Origin of the sequence: Mesorhizobium alhagi CCNWXJ12-2 (assembly GCF_000236565.1) — a bacterium.
GTDB classification, from domain to species: Bacteria; Pseudomonadota; Alphaproteobacteria; order Rhizobiales; family Rhizobiaceae; genus Allomesorhizobium; species Allomesorhizobium alhagi.
Window position 1 is genome coordinate 1 of record NZ_AHAM01000100.1, and the last position, 4,795, is coordinate 4,795.

6 protein-coding genes are annotated in these 4,795 nt (G+C 57.7%); 4 read left to right on the forward strand and 2 right to left on the reverse strand.

Annotated features, from left to right (window positions below; all coding sequences use genetic code 11):
- Positions 1-18: 18 nt before the first annotated feature.
- Entirely contained in the window at positions 19-240 is a 222-nt protein-coding gene (locus tag MAXJ12_RS36735) for a hypothetical protein (RefSeq protein ID WP_139043882.1), read from the forward strand.
- A gap of 349 nt (positions 241-589) precedes the next feature.
- Complete coding sequence (locus MAXJ12_RS12645; RefSeq protein ID WP_008836271.1) at positions 590-823, forward strand: hypothetical protein; 234 nt, start codon at positions 590-592, stop codon at positions 821-823.
- A gap of 29 nt (positions 824-852) precedes the next feature.
- Here MAXJ12_RS12645 and MAXJ12_RS39850 read toward each other — a convergent pair whose 3' ends face one another.
- Positions 853-1,188, reverse strand: coding sequence for an excalibur calcium-binding domain-containing protein (locus MAXJ12_RS39850; protein ID WP_139043883.1), 336 nt, complete (start codon positions 1,186-1,188; stop codon positions 853-855).
- 212 nt (positions 1,189-1,400) lie between these two features.
- Between MAXJ12_RS39850 and MAXJ12_RS12650 the strand changes: the two genes are divergently transcribed.
- Both MAXJ12_RS12650 and MAXJ12_RS12655 read left to right on the forward strand, forming a co-directional pair.
- Complete coding sequence (locus MAXJ12_RS12650; RefSeq protein ID WP_008836272.1) at positions 1,401-2,069, forward strand: hypothetical protein; 669 nt, start codon at positions 1,401-1,403, stop codon at positions 2,067-2,069.
- A gap of 101 nt (positions 2,070-2,170) precedes the next feature.
- The gene (locus tag MAXJ12_RS12655) at positions 2,171-2,434 is read left to right on the forward strand and encodes a hypothetical protein (protein ID WP_008836273.1); all 264 of its coding nucleotides are present in this window, start codon (positions 2,171-2,173) and stop codon (positions 2,432-2,434) included.
- 320 nt (positions 2,435-2,754) lie between these two features.
- On the opposite strand, the gene MAXJ12_RS12660 is transcribed toward MAXJ12_RS12655, so the two are convergent.
- Positions 2,755-4,795, reverse strand: a 2,041-nt coding sequence (locus MAXJ12_RS12660; protein ID WP_040586118.1) for a DNA-primase RepB domain-containing protein, incomplete at its 5' end; no start/stop codon positions are given.

Below are 4,795 nucleotides of genomic sequence, written 5' to 3' on the forward strand. Positions count from 1 at the left end.
AAAGGCAGATAGGCGAGTATGCCGACGCACAACCAAAGCGCTGAAAATAAAAACCAGCGGCTGATCCTGCGCCGCAGTCGCGCCGATCGTGCGCGCCGAGATATTCTATTGCGAAGTCTGCGTTCTTCGTTCGCGGCCCGTCGCTGGACGCGCCGCCGCTCTATCGGTGAAGTGTTCATCCGCCTGCCCCTGAACCCGGCGCACGGTATCAGGACGCAGATAAACGGACGGTTGATTTAGCGGCAATTCATCTAAAAAATTAGCCGCCAAACTGCTTTAGTGCCGGACGGCGCCTGGAACCATCGCCTCGATATCCGTGTTGAGCGGGAAATGGAGTAAGACATGATCCGCCTGATTGTTCTCGCCGTATTGGCCTATGCCGCCTACAACGCCTTTCAGCCTGAACGCCGGCAGGCAGCTACGCCTCCTCAGCCGACGCGCCGCAAAACGCGGACTGCACCAAAGAAGCCGAGAGGCGGAGGCGGCAACCAAGCCGCAAGCTCGCAGTAGACCCTTCGCCGTCATGCTAAGCGGTGACTAGGCGCGAGGCCTTGCTGCCTCCGCCTTTCGCATTGTAAAAACCGTCAGCATGAAGGAAGAGGACATCCCTGCATTCGTGCAAGCAGTCGTCGACACAGGCTGCAACATATGCGCAATCGGCCACGTAGGTTACGTGATCGGCGACGTGGATCTGCCGTGGAGCCAGCAGGAGGAGATCCAGCCGAGGCTCCGCGAGATCAGTGAGACGTTTGGCGAACGCGATCACCTCATGCCGCAGATCATCGCGTACTTGCGTTCGATTGGCCGTGTCATTGAGGTTTGAGAGCGGTTGATCAGACCAGAAAAGCTCGGCTACCTTCGACCTTTCCAAGGCTCACAGGCAATGCCGTCCCGGTCTGCATCATGCGAAGGCCAATAGCCAGGTTGACCGCGGCGAGCGGGCGCAACGCCCACAAGTCGCGCCATGGAGCAGTTCGGCGCCGAGGCCAAATGTTGGATGGCGTCCACAGGGGAGTTGAGACGGACCTTGGACAGCGGCAGATAAGCGACTACGCCGAACATCACTAGAATGGCGACGGCCAGCGCGGCATCCCTAGCGAACTGCCTTCGCCTATAGCGCGGCGGCCAGCGATGCAGGCTGCGCTTCGCCGGGTAGTTCACTGCCAACCTATGCCGAACGTAGCTCATGGCTGGAAAAGTAGCCGCATTGGCTGAAAGCTGTCTTTCAACGCCGCGGAAATTTTTCTTAAAAACTTGGCAAACGACGTGTGTGTTGGCGGCACCGGTCCGGGGCTACGATGCCCCCAAGTCTGCGATCCTTGCCCCGCTGTGCGGGTGCACTGTGTTGATCGTTGTCGCGTTGAGATATGTTAGATTAACGCGCTGAAGGGGAGACAGACATGGCAAAGCCTTGGGGAAATGTGTTCGGTGCAGCCGCGGTTGTCTTGCTGGGCATTCTGGTTTTCTTGGTGCTGAAGGGTTGGGACGGTCAAACAATCACACTCATTGCAGCGGCCCTGTGCCTTCTTGGGTCGAGATTTGCGGATGTCATAACGTTAAAGCTTTCGCCAACTGGAATTCATGCAGAAATGCAGAGAGCATTGGACGATGCCAAAGCCACCGTTTCGCAGTTGCACATCCTCGCCGAAGAGCAGGCTCGTTTGATTCTACAAATTGTCCAAGGCGGCGGCCGATGGGGTGGCCAGAGCCGGGCACAGAACGAGGCGTTGAAAAGACGGATGTTTGACGGATTGAGGCGCATAGGAATCGAAGAAGATCGCCTAGACAGAATATCGGAAGCAGAATATCCGTTCATTCATTTCGATTACGCCAGCGATGTGACCAGAGGCTTGGCCCCGTCGGACGAGCATCAAAAGAAAAAGTGGAAGGAATTTTTCAATGCAGACCGAAGGAAGGGGATTGGTTACGAACCATCTCCCTCGGAACTTGAAGATTTTCTCAACCAGATTGGTCTGGTTACTGAGGATGTGAAAGAACGGCTTGAAGATTACAGGCACTACGATGCCGAGAAATCACATCGGCGACCCGACGTCTGGTTGTCACGTTGAGAGTGGCCTCAACGCACACGGGCCGCCCGGCACGCGTGCAAAAGGTGTCCTGCGCCGCCCTCGTCTTGCCTTCTCCAGCGCCCGGCGCGTAAGATATTCTTATGCAAGATAAGAGCGATCCCGCCGTTATCGTGTCCGACCTCTGCAGCCGCGTCACGGGCGGAGGCGTCTCCGTCTATATCCAAATTTACCGCCTAGAGCACGAAACCGCTTGGACCCTTGAGGTAGTGGACCACGAGGGCGCCTCGACTGTTTTTGACGATAAATTTGAAACCGACCAGGCGGCGCTCGATGCCGCAATGCGCGTAATCGAAGACGAGGGTATTCGTACTTTCGTCGACGATCGATCGGGAACGCTGCACTAAGGCGTCGGTCTGTCTCTATTGCTGTCCAATGGCCGCTGCGATCCCGGCGGCAACTCCTGCCTCGATTCGGCAACTTTTGAACTTTTGAACTTTTCCCAACGCCCCTGACAGACAGGGGAAAGGTGCCCAAGGGTACTGAAAAACAGGATTCTCAAACCGATGGGAAAAGTTCAAAAGTAATAGATATTATATATATAATCTCCTATTATATCCTTGATATGCTTTAGCTTTTTCCGACCCCCCAACTTTTGTTTGCGGCAAAAGTAGGCAAAAGTTTCAAAAGTTCGGAGGGCCTTTTCGCGCGGCGAACTTTTGAACTTCTAAGCAACTTTTGCCTCGTCCAAAAGTTTGAAACTGGCCCTTGCGCCTGGTTTTGACCTACCGGACAGGTCGACGACCTTGCCGGTTTCAATCAGCCACTGGATCGATTTGGCGACGTCGTCGCCCTCGGCGTGGCTGACCCCTTCACGCTGCAACAGTTGCGACCAGGGCAGCGTCTTATCCTTGGCTTGTGACAGTGCCCGGACGATCGCCTTGCGTAAGGACTCGGCTATGGAACCGGCCATGTGGCGTTCGACGCCTTCTGTGATGATCGCGATCGAGCGGTGCACGATCGCCCAAGCCCACTCAACATCTTCCACCATGACGAGTGGTTTCGCAGGGTCGCGACTTATCGCCCGGATAGACGCGAGCCGAACTGTGTTTTCGGCGGCACGACCATTCACATGGTATTCCCGCGGCTCCCAACCTTTCCAGTGCTGCCAATGGAAAACTTCGGCCCACAGTTTGTAGGCGTCGCCGCTCTCGTCACCTTCGAACGGTATCTGGAACTTTGGGGCACGAAGTTGCGTGGCAGACCGGTCCGGCTTTGGGAAGGCCTCATAGGCCACCTTAAGGCTCGCAATTAGCGGCTTTGGCAACGACACCGACCGATTAAGCTTTGGCGCCGTTACCTCTTCAGGCCCTGCGCCCTCTATGAACACGAAGCGGCTTAGAAAGCCGTCGTTAAGCGAGTCGTCGGAGAGGCCAGCGTAAAGCGTCGTTGGCGTCGTCATGCCCAAGATCGTAAGCGCCGGACCGACAAGCGGAGAGTCATCTTTCTTCGTTTCATCGGATGCGTATTGCCGGCCGTGGAAGACCGAATCTGCCTGGTCATAGACGGTCAGTAGGAACTTGCGGATCGAGGCCGCGGCACTGTTTTTGTGGCGGCTGTTCACGTCCTGCAGCGTCACCCCAAGTTCGTCCATCACGCAGACGGTTGAGATGTTTTTGCGCAATATTCGCTCGATTGCGGCGTAGCTGGTCGGGTCGCCGTTGGTGACTGCGCCAGGCTTTCCTGCATTCGACGCGAGCGTGATTATAGATTTGGGCGCATGACCTTTGCCGCTGGCGACGCCCATCACGGTCGCGAGGTAGAGGTTCAGGCCACTTCTGGTGGGGCCGAGCGCACGGTCGCCGAACATGCCGCCGAGCAAGGCGATGGCCGACGTTAGGGATAGCTCTGGCACGGGAATGATTGCGGTCGAGGTGATCCACTCAGAAATCTCTGCCAGCAGCCCACCCGCAGACGAGAGGCTAAAGGGATCCGAGCACATTCCTGGCGGCACGGGGAGAACGCGGGGCGGCGCGGCCTTGGGGTCATTGTCGTTAGCCGGCACCGGCGTGCCCTTTTTCGCCACCAAGCCCGCGACCGCGTTAGCGTTGGTTTCGCGTGCATCGACGTGCCGTTGGCCGAACTTGCCCCACATGCGTTCGAAATCAGCGCGTGCCCGAGCCTCGGTTTCGTACCGTGCGAGCCAGTTGCCTTCGGCCGACAAGAACAGCGCACACGCCTCTTCAACCGGGTGGCCGTCGAAAGCTAGCTTCTCGACAACGGCCGCAGCGTGTTCTGAACGCTTTTCGACATCGTTCTCAGAAAGAAGTTCTGCAGCGGCGGGCGATACGGCTATGCCGTCAATGCTCGGTAGGTCGCCCACCTCAACCGACCGCCCTTCCGCGGCTGCCGTCATCCACGGCGCTAGCGCCGCTCGCAGTTCCTCGACGCCGGTCAGGGTTCCGTCCCACTCTTGCGCGACGGTGACATCAACAGGATCCGGCGAGCGCCCGCGTTCCAACTTTTTTTTATTGGGATGGTTCGATGTACCCGGTACCCGCCAGACATGCGCGACGTCCGCCGTGCCGTGATCGGATCCGGTGGCTCGCTTCAACGCTGCGGCAAGGGGCTTAGCCTCCTCCGGCTTTAGCGGGCGGTCGAATAGCCAGAACGGCTGCCCATTTCCCGGCGAGGTTTCAAGGATGAGGTTTGGCTCGATCGGCAACTCACCGACCCGGCCGGTATCGCCATCCATATCGGCTACCCAG

What these genes read in the sequence shown, in the direction of transcription:
- MAXJ12_RS12645 (WP_008836271.1), top strand. Translation starts at nt 590, where the DNA reads ATGAAGGAAGAGGACATCCCTGCATTCGTGCAAGCAGTCGTCGACACA.
- MAXJ12_RS39850 (WP_139043883.1), bottom strand. Translation starts at nt 1,188, where the DNA reads ATGAGCTACGTTCGGCATAGGTTGGCAGTGAACTACCCGGCGAAGCGC.
- MAXJ12_RS12650 (WP_008836272.1), top strand. Translation starts at nt 1,401, where the DNA reads ATGGCAAAGCCTTGGGGAAATGTGTTCGGTGCAGCCGCGGTTGTCTTG.
- MAXJ12_RS12655 (WP_008836273.1), top strand. Translation starts at nt 2,171, where the DNA reads ATGCAAGATAAGAGCGATCCCGCCGTTATCGTGTCCGACCTCTGCAGC.
- MAXJ12_RS36735 (WP_139043882.1), top strand. Translation starts at nt 19, where the DNA reads ATGCCGACGCACAACCAAAGCGCTGAAAATAAAAACCAGCGGCTGATC.